This is a genomic window from Kitasatospora sp. NPDC004614, assembly GCF_042873675.1.
Taxonomy (GTDB): Bacteria; Actinomycetota; Actinomycetes; order Streptomycetales; family Streptomycetaceae; genus Kitasatospora.
In genome coordinates, this window is record NZ_JBIALR010000004.1 from 45,908 (window position 1) to 62,045 (window position 16,138).

The 16,138-nt window shown below is 71.7% G+C and carries 14 protein-coding genes; 12 read left to right on the forward strand and 2 right to left on the reverse strand.

Annotated elements, in window-relative coordinates; translation table 11 throughout:
- Positions 1-126: 126 nt before the first annotated feature.
- A complete protein-coding gene (locus tag ACFYST_RS12370) occupies positions 127-876 on the reverse strand; it encodes a peptidylprolyl isomerase (RefSeq protein WP_387642923.1) in 750 nt (249 codons plus the stop codon).
- Between the two features lie 225 nt (positions 877-1,101).
- Between ACFYST_RS12370 and ACFYST_RS12375 the strand changes: the two genes are divergently transcribed.
- From ACFYST_RS12375 to rpsD, 8 genes are all read left to right on the forward strand, one after another.
- Entirely contained in the window at positions 1,102-1,809 is a 708-nt protein-coding gene (locus ACFYST_RS12375; protein WP_387861613.1) for an MBL fold metallo-hydrolase, read from the forward strand.
- An 11-nt stretch (positions 1,810-1,820) separates the two neighbouring features.
- The gene (gene hisS / locus ACFYST_RS12380; protein ID WP_387861615.1) at positions 1,821-3,092 is read left to right on the forward strand and encodes a histidine--tRNA ligase; all 1,272 of its coding nucleotides are present in this window, start codon (positions 1,821-1,823) and stop codon (positions 3,090-3,092) included.
- Complete coding sequence (gene aspS / locus ACFYST_RS12385) at positions 3,089-4,879, forward strand: aspartate--tRNA ligase (protein ID WP_387642920.1); 1,791 nt, start codon at positions 3,089-3,091, stop codon at positions 4,877-4,879. The genes hisS and aspS overlap by 4 nt, the downstream gene beginning before the upstream one ends.
- 166 nt (positions 4,880-5,045) lie before the next feature.
- Complete coding sequence (locus ACFYST_RS12390) at positions 5,046-5,552, forward strand: GNAT family N-acetyltransferase (protein WP_387642919.1); 507 nt, start codon at positions 5,046-5,048, stop codon at positions 5,550-5,552.
- 150 nt (positions 5,553-5,702) lie between these two features.
- The gene (gene ppk2 / locus ACFYST_RS12395; protein WP_387861926.1) at positions 5,703-6,491 is read left to right on the forward strand and encodes a polyphosphate kinase 2; all 789 of its coding nucleotides are present in this window, start codon (positions 5,703-5,705) and stop codon (positions 6,489-6,491) included.
- Between the two features lie 73 nt (positions 6,492-6,564).
- Positions 6,565-7,176: a hypothetical protein gene (locus ACFYST_RS12400; protein ID WP_387642918.1), complete on the forward strand. Its 612-nt coding sequence runs from the start codon at positions 6,565-6,567 to the stop codon at positions 7,174-7,176.
- A 243-nt stretch (positions 7,177-7,419) separates the two neighbouring features.
- Positions 7,420-8,769 (forward strand): replication-associated recombination protein A, encoded by a 1,350-nt coding sequence (locus ACFYST_RS12405; protein ID WP_387861616.1) that lies wholly within the window; start codon positions 7,420-7,422, stop codon positions 8,767-8,769.
- A gap of 306 nt (positions 8,770-9,075) precedes the next feature.
- Positions 9,076-9,690 (forward strand): 30S ribosomal protein S4, encoded by a 615-nt coding sequence (gene rpsD, locus ACFYST_RS12410; RefSeq protein WP_035860039.1) that lies wholly within the window; start codon positions 9,076-9,078, stop codon positions 9,688-9,690.
- A 57-nt stretch (positions 9,691-9,747) separates the two neighbouring features.
- On the opposite strand, the gene ACFYST_RS12415 is transcribed toward rpsD, so the two are convergent.
- Positions 9,748-11,793 carry an ATP-binding protein gene (locus tag ACFYST_RS12415; RefSeq protein WP_387861618.1) on the reverse strand — a complete coding sequence of 682 codons (2,046 nt, stop codon included), beginning with the start codon at positions 11,791-11,793 and terminating at the stop codon, positions 9,748-9,750.
- Positions 11,794-12,056: 263 nt separating this feature from the next.
- Between ACFYST_RS12415 and ACFYST_RS12420 the strand changes: the two genes are divergently transcribed.
- Genes ACFYST_RS12420 through ruvX form a run of 4 tightly spaced genes read left to right on the forward strand, consistent with a single transcriptional unit; the run spans position 12,057 to position 16,125 of the window.
- Positions 12,057-12,533, forward strand: coding sequence for a DUF948 domain-containing protein (locus tag ACFYST_RS12420; RefSeq protein ID WP_387861619.1), 477 nt, complete (start codon positions 12,057-12,059; stop codon positions 12,531-12,533).
- Positions 12,534-12,539: 6 nt separating this feature from the next.
- Positions 12,540-12,974 carry a DUF6167 family protein gene (locus tag ACFYST_RS12425; RefSeq protein WP_387861621.1) on the forward strand — a complete coding sequence of 145 codons (435 nt, stop codon included), beginning with the start codon at positions 12,540-12,542 and terminating at the stop codon, positions 12,972-12,974.
- Positions 12,974-15,640: an alanine--tRNA ligase gene (gene alaS, locus ACFYST_RS12430; protein WP_387642914.1), complete on the forward strand. Its 2,667-nt coding sequence runs from the start codon at positions 12,974-12,976 to the stop codon at positions 15,638-15,640. The genes ACFYST_RS12425 and alaS overlap by 1 nt, the downstream gene beginning before the upstream one ends.
- Positions 15,637-16,125 carry a Holliday junction resolvase RuvX gene (ruvX, locus tag ACFYST_RS12435; protein WP_387642913.1) on the forward strand — a complete coding sequence of 163 codons (489 nt, stop codon included), beginning with the start codon at positions 15,637-15,639 and terminating at the stop codon, positions 16,123-16,125. The genes alaS and ruvX overlap by 4 nt, the downstream gene beginning before the upstream one ends.
- Positions 16,126-16,138: the final 13 nt, after the last annotated feature.

Consider the following 16,138-nt stretch of genomic DNA (forward strand, 5'->3'; position numbering starts at 1 on the left):
CCGTCCCGAGCCGTCGTTGTCGTGCCGAGGGTGACGGCCGACGGTCTGGGCACCCTATACAACAGCAACATAGGCGACCAGCGCCGGTGCTGTCCGCATCCGGCGCCGGTCGATTTTCGCGGCGGGTCAGCCCTTGGTCGCGGTGACGGCCTTGAGGTCGACCGGGGTGGCCGGCGGACCGTCCGTCTTGCCGCCCTTGACGCCGGCCTCGGCGACCTTCTGGAGCACGTCCAGGCCGCCGGTGATCTTGCCGAACGGGGTGTACTGGGGCGGCAGTTGGGTGTCCTTGTAGACCAGGAAGAACTGGCTGCCGTTGGTGTTCGCGCCGGCGTTGGCCATCGCCACGGTGCCCGCCGGGTAGGTCGCGCCGGTCAGGTTCTCGTCCTGGAACTGGTAGCCGGGGCCGCCGCGGCCGGTGCCGGTCGGGTCGCCGCACTGGAGGACGAAGATGCCGTCGGTGGTGAGCCGGTGGCAGGTGGAGCCGTCGAAGTACTGCTGACCCGCCAGGAAAACGAAGGAGTTGACGGTGTGCGGCGCCTTCTTCGCGTCCAGCGAGAGGGTCACCTTGCCCGCCGAGGTGTCCAGCGTCGCGGTGTACGGGGACGCGGCGTCGATCGACATGGCCGGCTCGGCCGCCCACTTCTTGCCGCTCTCGGACGGAGTCGGCGCGGCGGACGCCTTCTTGTCGTCCTTCTTGTCCGAGCTGAACACACCGGCCGCGGTCGCTCCGATGCCCGCCAGCACCACCAGGGCCGCCACCGAGGCCACCACGACGTTGCGCTTCTTGCGCTTGGTCGCCGCTTCGGCGCGCGCCTGCATCTGGCGCTCGTACTTCTCGCGGGCGAGCTGTCGCCGACGCTGTTCGCTGCTGACCACCGGACGTGTCTCCTAATGCGCTGTGGGGCGAGGGACTTGTGACTGTCGTGTGCGCATCGTCGCACCCGTCGGCGGCCAAGTGTAGGGACCCCGCGCGTCAGCAGGGGATCAGTGCCACATGAGAAAGGCCTGAACGCGCGCGGGAACCGGTTCGCCCGCGGCCCGGTGCCGCCGGTAGGCTGCGGGGGAAACAAGACCGCCACCGTTACGAAACGAAGGACTCGCGTGTTCGTCGCCGGATTCCCCGCCGGGGCCTGGGGCACCAACTGTTACCTGGTCGCTCCCGCCGCAGGTGAGGAGTGCGTGATCGTCGATCCCGGGCACGAAGCGGCAAGCGGCGTCGAGGAGTTGATCCGCGAGCACCGGCTCAAGCCGGTCGCGGTCCTGCTCACCCACGGGCACATCGACCACATCGCCTCGGTGGTCCCGGTCTGCGGCGCGCAGGGTGTCCCGGCCTGGATCCACCCCGAGGACCGGTACATGATGGCCGACCCCGAGAAGGGTCTCGGGCGCTCCCTCGGGCAGCAGTTGATGGGCTCGATCACCGTTGGCGAACCGGACGACGTCCGCGAGTTGACCGACGGCAGCGTGCTGGAACTCGCGGGCATGCGGCTCACCGTCGACCACGCCCCCGGCCATACCAAGGGGTCGGTGACGTTCAGGACGCCCGCCGCATCGGACATCCCGCCGGTGCTGTTCTCGGGCGACCTGCTGTTCGCCGGCTCCATCGGGCGTACCGACCTCCCGGGCGGAGACAGTGGCGCGATCATGCGCTCCCTGGCCCGGGTGTGCCTGCCCCTCGACGACGCGACCGTGGTGCTCTCCGGCCACGGCTCGCAGACCACCATCGGCCGAGAGCGCGCCACCAACCCCTACCTCCAGCAGGCAGCAGGGGCGGTCGGCGCCCAGGCTTTCCCGCGACGAGGAATGTGACGGAAGAGAAGTTGAGCACCTTCACCGCCCCCAAGGGCACCTACGACCTGCTGCCCACGGTCAACTCCGCGGCCTACCTGGCGATCCGCGAGCGGCTGTCCGCGCCGCTGCGCCGCGCCGGGTACGGCTACGTCGAGACCCCCGTGTTCGAGGACGTCAAGCTGTTCTCCCGCGGCGTCGGCGAGTCCACCGACATCGTCACCAAGGAGATGTTCACCCTCGCCAAGCGCCCCGAGAGCAGCGAGGACCTCGCGCTGCGCCCCGAGGGCACCGCGTCGGTGGTCCGCGCCACGCTGGAAGCCAACCTGCACAAGCTCGGCAACCTGCCGGTCAAGCTCTGGTACTCCGGCAACTTCTACCGCTACGAGCGCCCGCAGAAGGGCCGCTACCGGCAGTTCTCGCAGGTCGGCGCGGAGGCGCTGGGCGCCGAGGACCCGGCGCTGGACGCCGAGCTGATCATCCTCGCCGACGACGCCTTCCGCTCGCTCGGCCTGCGCGAGTACAAGCTGCTGCTGAACTCGCTCGGCGACCAGCAGTGCCGCCCGGTCTACCGCGCCGCGCTGGTGGACTTCCTGACCGGCCTCGACCTGGACGCGGACACCCGCCGCCGCGCCGAGATCAACCCGCTGCGCGTCCTCGACGACAAGCGACCCGAGGTGCAGGCCCAGCTGGTGGACGCGCCCATGCTGCGCGACTACCTGTGCGAGGACTGCAAGGCGTACGACGAGAAGGTCCGCGAGCTGCTCACCGCCGCCGGGGTCGCGTTCGTCGACGACCCCAAGCTGGTGCGCGGCCTGGACTACTACACCCGCACCACCTTCGAGTTCGTGCACGGCGGCCTCGGCTCGCAGTCCGCGATCGGCGGCGGCGGCCGCTACGACGGCCTGTCCGAGATGCTGGGCGGCCCGGCGCTGCCCTCGGTCGGCTGGGGCCTGGGTGTGGACCGCACCTTCCTCGCGCTGGAGGCCGAAGGCATCGAGCTCGACCTGCCCGTCACCACCGAGGTGTACGCGGTCGCGCTCGGCGAGGAAGCCAAGAACGTGCTGTTCGCGAAGACCGTCGAGCTGCGCCGGGCCGGCGTCGCCACCGACCTCGCGTTCGGCGTCAAGAGCATCAAGAACGCCATGAAGTCCGCGAACAGGTCCGGAGCACGCTTCGCCCTGATCGCGGGCGACCGGGACCTCGCCGAGGGCGTGGTCCAGCTCAAGGACATGGAGTCCGGCGAGCAGACCCCCGTCGCCCTCGAGGCGCTCGTCACCACCCTGAAGGAGAAGCAGCTGTGATCCGCACGCACGACGCGGGCACGCTCCGACCGGAGCACGCCGGCACCACCGTCACCCTGGCCGGCTGGGTGGCCCGCCGCCGTGACCACGGCGGCGTGGCCTTCATCGACCTGCGGGACGCCTCCGGCACCGTGCAGGTCGTGGTCCGCGACCTGGAGTCGGTGCACGGGCTGCGCTCCGAGTACTGCGTGAAGGTGATCGGCGACGTCCGGGTCCGCCCCGAGGGCAACGAGAACCCGGACATCCCGACCGGCGCCGTCGAGGTCGTCGTCGAGTCCATCGAGGTGCTGTCCGAGGCCGCGCCGCTGCCGTTCCAGGTCGCCGAGTACGAGCCCGGTTCGGTCAACGAGGAGGTGCGGCTCCGCTACCGCTACCTCGACCTGCGCCGCGAGGGCCCGGCCCGCGCGCTGCGGCTGCGCTCGAAGGTCAACCACATCATCCGCACGGTGATGGAGGAGAACGACTACCTCGACATCGAGACCCCGTACCTGACCCGCTCCACCCCCGAGGGCGCCCGCGACTTCCTGGTCCCGGTCCGCCTCCAGCCCGGCCACTGGTACGCCCTGCCGCAGTCCCCGCAGCTGTTCAAGCAGCTGCTGATGGTGGCCGGCATGGAGCGCTACTACCAGATCGCCCGCTGCTTCCGCGACGAGGACTTCCGCGCCGACCGGCAGCCGGAGTTCACCCAGCTGGACATCGAGGCGTCGTTCGTCGACCAGGAGGACATCCTGGCCCTCGGCGAGAAGGTCATCGCCGCGATCTGGCGCGAGGTGCACGGCTACGAGATCCCCAACCCGCTGCCGCGGATGACGTACGTCGACGCCATGTCGCGCTACGGCTCCGACAAGCCGGACGTCCGCTTCGGCCAGGAACTCACCGACCTGACCGAGTACTTCAAGGGCACCGAGTTCCGGGTCTTCCAGGCGCCGTACGTCGGCGCGGTCGTGATGCCCGGCGGCGCCTCGCAGCCCCGCAAGCAGCTCGACGCCTGGCAGGACTGGGCGAAGGCCCGCGGCGCCCGCGGCCTCGCGTACGTCCTGGTGGACGCCGAGACCGGCGAGCTGCGCGGCCCGGTCGCCAAGAACCTGTCCGAGGAGCACCTGGCCGGCCTGGCCGCCGCCGCCGGCGCCAAGCCCGGCGACGCGGTGTTCTTCGCGGCCGGCAAGAAGACCGCCTCGCAGGAGCTGCTCGGCGCCGCCCGCCTGGAGATCGGCCGCCGCTGCAACCTGATCGACGAGTCCCAGTGGGCCTTCCTCTGGGTCGTGGACTTCCCGATGTTCGAGCCGATCGAGGACGACAAGGGCGAGTTCCAGGGCTGGCACGCGGTGCACCACCCGTTCACCGCGCCCACCGCCGAGTCGCTCGCCACCTTCGACACCGACCCGGGCAGCGCGCTCTCCAACGCGTACGACCTGGTGCTCAACGGCTCGGAGCTGGGCGGCGGTTCGATCCGTATCCACCAGCGCGACGTGCAGAAGCGGGCGTTCGACGCGATCGGCCTGTCCGAGGAGGAGGCCGCCTCGCAGTTCGGCTTCCTGCTGGACGCCTTCAACTACGGCCCGCCGCCGCACGGCGGCATCGCGCTCGGCCTGGACCGCGTGGTCACCCTGCTGGGCGGCTACGACACCATCCGGGACGTCATCGCCTTCCCGAAGACCTCCACCGGCGGCGACCCGCTGACCGGCGCTCCCACCCCGATCACCCCGGCCCAGCGCCGGGAGGCCGGCGTGGACGCCAAGCCGAAGGCCAAGGACGGCGCCAAGGCGGAGGCCGAGCCCACCGCCTGACCTACCGTCTGACGCATCGTCTGACGCACCGTCGAAAACTGACGGCACATCACAAAGATCACGATTCGTTCCGGCCCCGGCCGGTGCCCGCCTACCAGGAGTAGGCTCGCACCGCCCGGGGCCGGAACGCTGCACGACGGGGTGCAGGGCGCAAGAGGGGTCAAGGATGACCGTACGAACCAGAGTTGAACTCCCCACCGACACCGCCGAGACCCGGCGCGTGCACATGGCGGCCTTCCCAGGCCCCGAAGAGGCGGACCTGGTGGACGCGCTGCGCCGTGACCCCGCCTGGCTGCCGGAACTCTCCCTGGTCGCCGTCGACGACCGCGAGGTCGTCATCGGCCACGCCCTGCTCACCCGGCTGAAGATCGGCAACGGCAAGGGACTCGCCCTCGCCCCCGTCGCCGTCGCCCCCGAATGGCAGCGCAAGGGCGTTGGCACCGCCGTGGTCCGGGCCGCGCTGACCGCCGCCGCGGAAGCCGGCGAGCGCGTTGTGGTGGTCCTCGGCGACCCCGGCTACTACGGGCGGTTCGGCTTCGCGCCCGCCTCCGGACACCGCATCAGCGGCCCGTACGACGTCCCTGACGTGTACTTCCAGGTACTCCTGCTGTCCGGCGCGGACAGCGCCCCGCACGGCGTCTGCCGCTACGCGGCGCCGTTCGACGAAATCTGACCGACGCCCGCCACTGGCCGTCGGCCGACCTGCGTCGACCATCGGCGGCCCGTAGCGTGAGTGCTCGTCGGCGGCACGGTGAGAAAGGCACATGAAGTGGCGGACCCCAAGCGAGGCAGGAAGCCCCGCGGCGCCAAGAGCGTCCCGCGCATCCCCAAGCGGATCTACGAACCCGAACTGCTGCGGCTCCAGCAGGAGCTGGTCAAGATGCAGGAGTGGGTGCGCAGCGAGGGCATCCGGATGGTCGTGATCTTCGAGGGCCGGGACGCCGCCGGCAAGGGCGGCGCGATCAAACGCGTCACCGAATACCTCAACCCCCGCATCGCCCGGATCGTTGCCCTCCCCGCCCCCACCGAACGCCAGCGCGGTCAGTGGTACTTCCAGCGCTACGTCGAGCAGCTCCCGGCGGCCGGCGAGATGGTGCTGTTCGACCGGTCCTGGTACAACCGGGCCGGCGTCGAGAAGGTGATGGGATTCTGCACCGAGGAGGAGTACTGGCAGTTCCTCCACCAGTGCCCCACCTTCGAACGGATGCTCATCGAAGCGGGCATCGTGCTGCGCAAGTACTGGTTCTCGGTCAGTGACATCGAACAGGAACGCCGCTTCCGCGACCGCCTCGACGACCCCATGCGGCAGTGGAAGCTCTCCCCGATGGACGTCGAATCCATCACCCGCTGGGAGGACTACTCGCGGGCCAAGGACGAGATGTTCGTCTACACCGACATCCCCGAATCCCCGTGGAACGTCGTCGACAGCGACGACAAGCGCCGCGCCCGGCTCAACATGATCGCCCACCTGCTGTCCTCCGTCCCGTACCACGAGGTGGTCCGCCCGGCGATCACACTTCCGGACCGGCCCGAACCACGCGGGTACCAACGGCCGCCGCGCGACCTCCAGAAGTACGTCTTCGACCACACCGCGACACTGCTCGCCCGGTGACCGCCCCCGGTTGACCCGGCCGAGGGGGCGGGCGTGCGATGGAGGGGATCCCGCAACGGCTGGAGGCACTCCCATGTATGTCCGCACCGTCTACGCCACCGGAGACCCCGCCCTGCTGGAGGACAGCCTCGACGCGCTGCGCGGCGAGTCCGTCGAACTCCTCTCCGCCCAGCCCGGCTACCGCGGCTACGGGCTGTTCGCCAACCGGGCGCTCGGCACGCTCACCATGGGCTCCTGGTGGGACAGCCCCGAACACGAAGCTGCGAGTGACACCGCGTTGGCCGACCGGCGGGACACGTTGCTGGTGCCGTTCGCCGCGACCGTTGCCGTCAACCGCTGGGACGTTGTCGCGGCGGAACCCGGGCCCGCGGTGGAGAACGGGGGCTTCCGGCTGACTCGCTTCGCGTACGACGCGGCCGGGTTGGACGGGGTGGTGAAGGGCTTCGAGGAGAGCGGCCTCCCGGCGATCAGGGAGATCGACGGGTATGTGGGCGCCGCCATGCTCATCGACCGCGGGCGGTCGGTAGGGGTGGTCGGGACGATCTTCGCGGACCGGGGGGCGTTCGAGGCCTCGCGCGGGGCGCAGGCGGCGGTGCGGGGGGCGGCGAGCAAGGCTTCCGGGACGGTGATCTACGGGATGGAGGAGTTCGACGTCGTCCTGCTGCACCGGCCGTCGGAGGGCTGAGAGCAGGCGGGCGCGGGGAGACCTGCGCGAGCGGAGGGCGCGAGAACAGGGGCGCGTGGGGGTACCTCCCGGCCCGCTAGGGCTGGGGGAGAACTGCGCGACAAGCGCACATCACGTCCGCAAGGTCGCGATCACGTGCAAGTGGCTGTCCTGCGTCGCGATCTGGCTGGTGGGCCGCGTTCCCCTTCGCGCAGTTCCCCGCGCCCCTGGTTGGTTTCGCCTTCGCGTATAGGCTTGCGTCTCGTGGACGAGCCCGACCTTTTCACGCATGCAGCCGAGGAACGCCAGAGTGCCGAGCCGGGGCGCGCCCCACTGGCGGTGCGGATGCGGCCGCGGACGTTGGACGAGGTGGCGGGGCAGCAGCAGCTGTTGAAGGACGGGTCGCCGTTGCGGCGGCTGGTGGCGGGGGCCAAGGGGCCGGCGGCGACGAGTTCGGTGATTCTGTGGGGGCCGCCGGGGACGGGGAAGACCACGCTGGCGCATGTGATCAGCCAGGCGGTGGAGGGGCGGTTCGTCGAGCTTTCGGCGATCACGCACGGGGTCAAGGAAGTCCGGGCGGTGATCGAGGGGGCGCGTCGGGCGGTCGGGATGACCGGGCGGGAGACGGTGCTGTTCCTGGACGAGATCCACCGGTTCTCGAAGGCGCAGCAGGATTCCTTGCTCCCGGCGGTGGAGAACCGGTGGGTGACGCTGATCGCGGCGACCACCGAGAACCCGTACTTCTCGATCATTTCGCCGCTGCTGTCGCGGTCGTTGCTGCTGACCCTGGAGTCGCTGACCGACGAGGACATTCGCGTCCTGCTGCGCCGGGCGACCACCGACGAGCGCGGGCTCGGCGGGAGCGTGGAGCTGGCGGAGGAGGCGGAGGACCACCTGGTGCGGTTGGCCGGGGGTGATGCCCGGCGGGCGTTGACCATGCTGGAGGCGGCGGCGGGGGCGGCGCTGGAGCAGGGCGGGGGCGTGCTGACGCTGGCGGCGACCGAGACGGCCGTGAACAGGGCGGCGGTGCGGTACGACCGGGACGGCGATCAGCATTACGACGTGGCGAGTGCGCTGATCAAGTCGATCCGGGGCAGTGATGTGGATGCCACGCTGCACTACCTGGCGCGGATGATCGAGGCGGGGGAGGACCCGCGGTTCATCGCGCGCCGGTTGATGATCTCGGCGAGCGAGGACATCGGGCTGGCCGATCCGACCGCGCTGTCGACGGCGGTCGCGGCGGCGCAGGCGGTGGCGCTGATCGGGTTCCCGGAGGCGCGGATCATCCTGTCGCAGGCGGCGATCGCGCTCGCGCTGGCGCCGAAGTCGAACGCCGCGTACCTGGCGATCGATGCCGCGCTGGCGGACGTCCGGCAGGGGCTGGCGGGCGCGGTGCCGCCGCATCTGCGGGACGCGCACTACGGCGGGGCGAAGAAGCTCGGGCACGGCAAGGGGTACCAGTACCCGCACGACCTGGCGGAGGGCATCGCGGCGCAGCAGTACGCGCCGGACGCGGTGCACGGCAAGGAGTACTACAAGCCGACCAGGCGGGGTGGCGAGGCCCGGTACGCGGAGATCGCGGAGTGGACCAGGGCCCGGCTCAAGGGCGAGTGAACAGCCTGTAGACTGTCCGCAGTGTGTCCCGGGCCCGGGGTTCCGCGAGGAACGACCGGCCGCACCAGCGGGGCAACCAACGGAGGCCTCCCGCAAGGGAGTTCTCCAGGAGCGGCGCGCACCGGTTTTCGGTGTCGCGGGCAGCCCACCACCTTTCCCGGTCGGTGGGCGTCTCGTGTGCAAGCACATAGTGCCCGGTCGCGGAGAGCGGCTGACCATCCGGCGACGGACGGTTTTTCTCCGGGCCGCGAGAAGCGTCCTCCGTCAACACCTGGTGACAGCCGTATCTGAACAGGAAAAGGAAACATGGCGAACCAGAAGCGCCCCAAGGTCAAGATCGCCCGTGCTCTCGGCGTTCCGCTGACCCCGAAGTCCGTCAAGTACTTCGAGGCCCGCCCGTACCCGCCCGGCCAGCACGGCCGTGGCCGCAAGCAGAACTCTGACTACAAGGTCCGTCTGACCGAGAAGCAGCGTCTGCGCGCGCAGTACGACCTCAGCGAGAAGCAGATGGCGCGTGCCTTCGAGGCCGCCAAGAAGGTCGAGGGCAAGACCGGTGAGGCGCTCGTCGCCCTGCTGGAGGTCCGCCTCGACGCCCTGGTTCTGCGTTCGGGCATCGCCCGCACCATCTACCAGGCCCGCCAGATGGTCGTGCACGGTCACATCGAGGTCAACGGCTCGAAGGTCAACAAGCCGTCGTTCCAGATGAAGCCGGGCTACGTCGTCACGGTGAAGGAAAAGTCCAAGGAGAAGGTCCCCTTCCAGGTGGCTCGCGAGGGTGGCAACGCCGGCGAGGGCCAGACCCCGAAGTACCTCGAGGTCAACCTGAAGGCCCTGGCCTTCCGCCTGGACCGCGCGCCGCAGCGCCGCGAGGTTCCGGTTGTCTGCGACGAGCAGCTGGTCGTCGAGTACTACTCGCGCTGACCCGCGAGCGGAACGCCCCCTCGGTCTTCGGACCGCGGGGGCGTTTCCCGTTTCCGGTCAGGTGTTCAGGGCGCGGTGGACGGCGGTGTCGAGGTCGAGGCGGGTGCCGAGCCGGAACGCTTCCTCGTACTGCTGCGCGGTGAGGGCGGCGCGGGCGCGCTGCTCGCAGGTGCGGTGCGGGCCGCGGAAGGTGCGGGAGCCGAGGAACGGGGTGCCGAGGGCCGTCCAGAGCCGGTGGGCGGCGCCCTGCAGGACGCGCGCCTCGTACGGGTCGGGGGCGGGGTCCTCGGCGGTGAGCAGGGCCAGCAGGTCCATCGCGAGGGCGAGGCCGAGCGGGTCGCCCAGCGGGTGGGTGAGGCGGATCGAGTCGCGGGCGAAGCCCCGGGCGGCCCGCGGTTCGCCGGACTGCCGGCGGGCGTGGGCCAGCGTGTACAGGCCGTAGGCGTGCGCCCACTGCTCGCCGTGCGCCTCGCAGGTCTGCCGGACGCGTTCCGCCCAGGCGGCGGCGCCCGGGTCGTCGCCGAGGAACAGGTGGGCCAGGGCGAGTTCGGCCATGGCCATCAGGACGTGGGTGTCGAGCTCGCCGAGGGCGGTGTAGTGCCGCAGGGCCTCGTCGAGGAGTTCGGCGGCGCGGGCCGGGTCGTCGCCGATCAGGGCGGCGCAGCCCTGGCGGTGGACGGCGTGGGCGAGGGCCCGGCGGTCGCCGGTGGCCAGGGCCTGGCGGTGGCACCGCTCGAGGGCGGGGCGGGCGCGGGCCGGGTCGCCCTGGAGGGTGGCGAGGTGGCCGGTGACCCAGAGGGCCTTGGCGCGGGCTTCGGTCGCTTCGGGGGCGCGGGCGAGGGCGCGGTCGAGCCAGTGGCGGCCCTCGCCGAGCAGGCCGGTGCCGAGCCAGAAGTACCAGAGGGCGCCGGCCAGGGTGAGGGCGGGCTGTTCCTCGCCGGGTTCGGTGAGCGAGAACTCCAGGGCGGCGCGCAGGTTCGGGTGGGCGAGCCGGGTGCGTTCGGCGGTCTCGGCCTGCCGGGGGCCGAACCACTCGACCTCGCCCCAGGTGGCGACGCCCAGGTACCAGTCGCGGTGGCGGCGCAGCAGCCGCCGGTGGTCGTCGCCGGCCCGCAGCCAGTGGCCGCCGTAGTCGCGCAGGGTTTCGAGCATCCGGAACCGGGCGGGTTCGCCGTCTTGGCGTTCCAGGACGGACTTGTCGGCCAGCGAGTCGAGCAGGGCGAGGACGTCGTCGAGGTCCAGCCCGTGGCCGCCGCAGACGTATTCGGCGGCGTCCAGGTCGAAGTCGCCGGCGAAGACCGACAGGCGGGCCCAGAGTAAACGTTCCTGCATGGTGCAGAGTTCGTGGCTCCAGCCGATCGCTGTGCGCATCGTCCGGTGCCGGGAGGGGGCGGTGCGGCCGCCGCCGGTGAGCAGCCGGAAGCGGTCGTCCAGCCGGGCCAGCAGCTGCTCCACGGACAGCGCGCGCAACCGGCCGGCGGCCAGCTCCAGGGCCAGCGGGAGGCCGTCCAGGCGGCGGCAGAGCAGCGCCACCTCGGCGCGGTTGGCGCCCGCCAGGCGGAAGCCGGGCCGGGCGGCGGCGGCCCGGTCGGCGAACAGCCGCATCGCCTCCGAGTCGGCCCCGCCGTCTCCCGGTTCGACCGGCAGCGGGGCCAGCGGCAGTAGGTGCTCGCCGGCCGCCCGCAGCGACTGGCGGGAGGTGGCCAGCACCCGCAGCCCGGGCGCGGCGCGCAGCAGCGAGTCGACCAGTTCGGCACAGGCGTCGACCAGGTGCTCGCAGCCGTCCAGCACCAGCAGCACGCGGCGGTCGGCGAGCGGGAACCGGCCGGTGGGGTCCAGGGCGGCCCGTACGGCGGGGCCGAGCAGCAGCGGATCACGGACCGGCGCGAGGTCGGCGAGGCGCGTGCCGTCCGGGAAATCGGGGGCGAGCCGGGCGGCGGCCCGCAGCGCCAGCCGGGACTTGCCGACCCCGCCCGGGCCGGTCACGGTGACCAGCCGGGAGCGGCCCAACAGGGCGGTCAGGGCCTCGAGTTCGGCGGCCCGGCCGATGAACGGGGTGGCTTCGGCGGGCAGTCGGCCCGGTTCTCTCGGCGCTGCCGCCATGCCATCCATAGGGACGCCCCCGTCGCTAGGAACCCGTTCACCGGTGGGCGCGCGCTTCCGCGAGCCAACTCCCCAACGAGGTGACCGGGCGGTAGGTTACGCGCGGTGTTCGCACATCCGACCGGTTCGGGGGCGGGCGTACCTGCCGATATCCGGTCGGGGAGCGGTCGGCCGCCACGGTAGGGTTCAGCTCTGGGATTGTGATAGTTGCGCAACCCCGGATTGCAAGAGTGTCGCAGCGACAGGCGAGGGAGCGCGCGAAGGTGTCCGTGGGAGAGCTGGCCGGGCTGCTGGTCGCCGTCTTCTGGGCGGTCCTGGTCACCCTGCTCGCCGTGGTCCTGGTCCGGCTGTCCAAGGTGCTGCGGGAGGCGACCGTCCTGGTCTCCGCCGTCACCGAGCAGGCCGTGCCGCTGCTGCAGGACGCGAACGCCGCCGTCCGCAGCGCGCACGAGCAGCTGGAGCGGGTCGACGAGATCACCGCCAACGTCCAGGACGCGGCGGCCGACGCCAAGGCGCTGTCCTCGACGGTGGCTGCCACCGTCGGCGGGCCGCTGGTGAAGCTGGCCGCGTTCAGCTACGGCGTGCGCCGGGCCGTGAACCGGCAGCAGGCCGGGCCCGTGGTGCCGCAGCAGAGCGGTGAGCGCGAGGAGCTGGCCCGGCTGATCCGGGCCGAGGTTCGGGCCGCGACCGCGCCGCGCGGCGGGCTGCTGGCCCGGGTCCGCCGGGCCGTGAGGGGCTGACCGGCGATGGTGCGCAGAATCTTCTGGATGGCGGTCGGCGCGGGCGCCACCGTCTGGGCCATGAACAAGGCCAACGAGGCGGTGCACCGCCTCACGCCCGACTCGCTGTCCGGCACCGCCGCCCGCGGCGCGCTCCAACTCGGCGATGCCGCCCAGCAGTTCGCCCGCGACGTGAAGGCCGGCATGGCCGAGCGCGAGCAGCAGCTGCGCGCCGACCTCGGCCTGGACGGCACCGCGGTCGTCGAGCCGCCCCGCCGCCGCACGCTCAGCGGTGCGGCCGGGTCGAGCGGTGGCCGAGCTATCTCGGCGGCCCCGGGCTCCCCGGCCGCCGCCCTGCCCACGTCCCGCGGCACCCGCCGCACCACCCCCCAGACAATCGTTGCCAAGCCCCGTCAGCGCGAGCTGCCGGGCAGCACGACCGATCGGAAGGACCCCCACTGATGGAGTCGGCAGAGATCCGCCGCCGCTGGCTGCGCTTCTTCGAGGAGCGCGGCCACACCGTCGTACCGTCGGCCTCGCTGGTCGCCGACGACCCCACCCTGCTGCTGGTCAACGCCGGCATGGTGCCCTTCAAGCCGTACTTCCTCGGCGAGGTCAAGCCGCAGTTCTCGCGCGCCACCAGCGTGCAGAAGTGCGTCCGCACCCTGGACATCGAGGAGGTCGGGAAGACCACCCGGCACGGCTCGTTCTTCCAGATGTGCGGAAACTTCTCGTTCGGCGACTACTTCAAGGAAGGCGCCATCAAGTTCGCCTGGGAGCTGCTCACCAGCTCCGTCGCGGACGGCGGCTACGGCCTGGACCCCGAGAAGCTCTGGATCACCGTCTACAAGGACGACGACGAGGCCGAGCAGATCTGGCGTGACGTCATCGGCGTCCCGTCCGAGCGGATCCAGCGCCTGGGCATGAAGGACAACTTCTGGTCGATGGGCGTTCCCGGCCCGTGCGGCCCGTGCTCGGAGATCAACTACGACCGCGGCCCCGCGTACGGCGAGGAGGGCGGCCCGGCGGTCAACGGCGAGCGCTACCTGGAGATCTGGAACCTGGTCTTCATGCAGTACGAGCGCGGCCACGGCGACGGCAAGGACGGGTTCGAGATCCTCGGCGACCTGCCGAGCAAGAACATCGACACCGGCCTCGGCCTGGAGCGTCTCGCCGCCGTCCTGCAGGACGTCGACAACCTGTTCGAGATCGACACCAGCCGGATGATCCTCGACCGCGCCGCCGAGCTCACCGGCCACACCTACGGTGCCGACCACAAGTCGGACGTCTCGCTGCGCGTGGTCACCGACCACTTCCGCACCGCGCTGATGCTGGTCGGTGACGGCGTCACCCCCGGCAACGAGGGCCGCGGTTACGTGCTGCGCCGCATCCTGCGCCGCGCGATCCGCAACATGCGCCTGCTCGGCGCCACCGGGCCGGTCGCCAAGGACCTGATCGACATCTCGATCAAGGCGATGGCCCCGCAGTACCCGGAGCTGGAGACCGACCGCAAGCGCATCGAGACGGTCGTGGTCGCCGAGGAGAACGCCTTCCTGCAGACCCTGCGCTCCGGCACCAACCTGCTGGACGCCGCCGTCACCGAGACCAAGGCCGGCGGCAGCGTGGTGCTCTCCGGCGAGCAGGCGTTCAAGCTGCACGACACCTACGGCTTCCCGATCGACCTGACCCTGGAGATGGCCGAGGAGCAGGGCCTCCAGGTCGACGAGGCCGGCTTCCGCCGCCTGATGCAGGAGCAGCGGGACCGCGCCAAGGCCGACGCCAAGGCGAAGAAGATGGGCCACGCCGACGTCGCCGCGTACCGCGAGGTCGCCGACAGCGCCGGCGCGTCCGTCTTCACCGGCTACAACCACACCGAGGGCGAGGCCACCGTGGTCGGCCTGCTGGTGGACGGCGTCCCGTCGCCGGCCGCCAGCGAGGGCGACGAGGTCGAGCTGATCCTCGACCGCACCCCGTTCTACGCCGAGGGCGGCGGCCAGCTCGCCGACCACGGCCGGATCCGGCTGGACTCCGGCGCGGTCGTCGAGATCCGCGACGTGCAGCAGCCGGTGCCGGGCGTCATCGTGCACTCCGGCGGGGTGCTGTTCGGCGAGGTGGTGCTCGGCGCGTCCGCGTACGCCACCATCGACACCGAGCGCCGCCGGGCCATCGCCCGCGCCCACTCGGCGACCCACCTGACCCACCAGGCGCTGCGCGACGCGCTCGGCCCGACGGCCGCCCAGGCCGGCTCCGAGAACGCGCCGGGCCGCTTCCGCTTCGACTTCGGCTCGCCCGCCGCCGTGCCCGGCAGCGTGCTGGTCGACGTCGAGCAGAAGATCAACGACGTGCTGACCCGCGAGCTGGACGTCACCGCCGAGGTCATGACGATGGACCAGGCCCGCAAGCAGGGCGCCATCGCGATGTTCGGCGAGAAGTACGGCGACTCGGTCCGCGTGGTCACCATCGGCGACTTCTCCAAGGAACTGTGCGGTGGCACGCACGTCGGCAACACCGCCCAGCTGGGCCTGGTGAAGCTGCTCGGCGAGTCCTCGATCGGCTCCGGCGTGCGCCGCGTGGAGGCGCTGGTCGGCGTCGACGCGTACAAGTTCCTGGCCCGCGAGCACACCGTGGTCTCCCAGCTCACCGAGCTGGTAAAGGGCCGTCCGGAGGAGCTCCCGGAGAAGATCTCCGGCATGCTCGCCAAGCTCAAGGACGCCGAGAAGGAGATCGAGAAGTTCCGCGCCGAGAAGGTGCTGCAGGCCGCCGCGGGCCTCGCCGAGGGCGCGGAGGACGTCAAGGGCGTGGCCCTGGTCGCCGCCCGGGTCGGTGACGGCACCGGTGCGGACGAGCTGCGCAAGCTGGTGCTGGACGTCCGTGCCCGGCTCGGCAACCGCCCGGCCGTGGTCGCGGCGTTCACCGTCGCCAATGACCGCCCGCTGACCGTCATCGCCACCAGCGAGGACGCCCGCGCCCGCGGCATCAAGGCCGGCGAGCTGGTCCGCACCGCGGCGAAGACGCTCGGCGGCGGCGGTGGCGGCAAGGACGACGTGGCGCAGGGCGGCGGCACCAACCCGGCCGCCGTCGGCGAGGCGATCGAGGCCGTCCGGGCACTGGTGGCCGAGCGCGCGTGAGCGAGGAGCACACCGAAGAGAAGGTCTTCCGGCGCGGCCGGCGGATCGCCGTCGATGTGGGTGACGCCCGGATCGGGGTCGCGGTCTGCGACCCCGATGGGCTGATCGCCACACCCGTGGAGACCGTCCCCGCCGGGGGCCGCTCGCAGGCCCGGCTCAAGGCGATCGTCGAGGAGTACGACGCGATCGAGGTGGTGGTCGGCCTGCCGCGCTCACTGAGCGGCAAGGAAGGCCCGGCCGCCGCCAAGGTCCGCGAGTACGCGGGCCGGCTGGCCATGCTGACCTACCCGGTCGGCGTGCGGCTGGTGGACGAGCGGATGACCACCGTCACCGCCGCCGCCGGGCTGCGCGCCTCCGGCCGGTCCTCGAAGAAGGGCCGCTCGGTGATCGACCAGGCCGCGGCCGTGGTGATCCTCCAGTCCGCGCTTGAGACCGAACGGGTGAGCGGACGCGCACCCGGCGAGAGTGTCGAGCCGGTGGCCTGACCGGCCAGGTCTA

Coding starts and splice junctions, on each gene's coding strand:
- ACFYST_RS12415 (WP_387861618.1), bottom strand. CDS start 11,793: ATGGCGGCAGCGCCGAGAGAACCGGGCCGACTGCCCGCCGAAGCCACC.
- ACFYST_RS12400 (WP_387642918.1), top strand. CDS start 6,565: ATGTATGTCCGCACCGTCTACGCCACCGGAGACCCCGCCCTGCTGGAG.
- ACFYST_RS12425 (WP_387861621.1), top strand. CDS start 12,540: ATGGTGCGCAGAATCTTCTGGATGGCGGTCGGCGCGGGCGCCACCGTC.
- rpsD (WP_035860039.1), top strand. CDS start 9,076: ATGGCGAACCAGAAGCGCCCCAAGGTCAAGATCGCCCGTGCTCTCGGC.
- alaS (WP_387642914.1), top strand. CDS start 12,974: ATGGAGTCGGCAGAGATCCGCCGCCGCTGGCTGCGCTTCTTCGAGGAG.
- ACFYST_RS12390 (WP_387642919.1), top strand. CDS start 5,046: ATGACCGTACGAACCAGAGTTGAACTCCCCACCGACACCGCCGAGACC.